Annotated in this window: 1 protein-coding gene; it reads left to right on the top strand. The window is 28.3% G+C overall.

Going from position 1 to position 407, the window contains the following annotated elements; genetic code table 11:
- Window positions 1–43: 43 nt before the first annotated feature.
- Window positions 44–407, top strand: a 364-nt coding sequence (locus CQA75_RS09020; protein WP_137624610.1) for a PoNe immunity protein domain-containing protein, incomplete at its 3' end; no start/stop codon positions are given.

The raw sequence follows: 407 nt of genomic DNA, 5'->3' as shown, positions 1-407 counted from the left end.
GATAAAAACGCAAAAACTAAAAACTTAATCGAAAGGATAGAAAATGCTAAGGGATACTAGTAAAGATGAAGCGTATTTTACTGAAGAAATAATAAAATGCGAAGAAGAGATTGAAGAGGATGAAAAAGAACTTTTAGAACTTCCTTTAGGAGATGCAAGAAGGGAAAATTATTTTTCTGCCATAGAAGATAGAAAATTTCATAACGCTATGCGTAAATATGCTCGTGGTGATGATATAAAATTAGTTAAAAAAGATTTAGAAGAAGTTATATCAATAATACAAAAAAAACGTTTAGAATTTGGATTTAATATTAGTTGGCTTAAGGGAAAGGTTATTGAACTTTGTCTTAGAGTGTTATTAGATATGGACACAACTTGTGTATTAAAATTAGTAGAAGAAGATGAAA

The organism is Campylobacter taeniopygiae, assembly GCF_005406225.1.
In the GTDB taxonomy this organism is placed as follows: Bacteria; Campylobacterota; Campylobacteria; order Campylobacterales; family Campylobacteraceae; genus Campylobacter_D; species Campylobacter_D taeniopygiae.
Note: the sequence above shows the minus strand (reverse complement) of the source record. Positions and strands in the feature narration are given on the sequence as shown.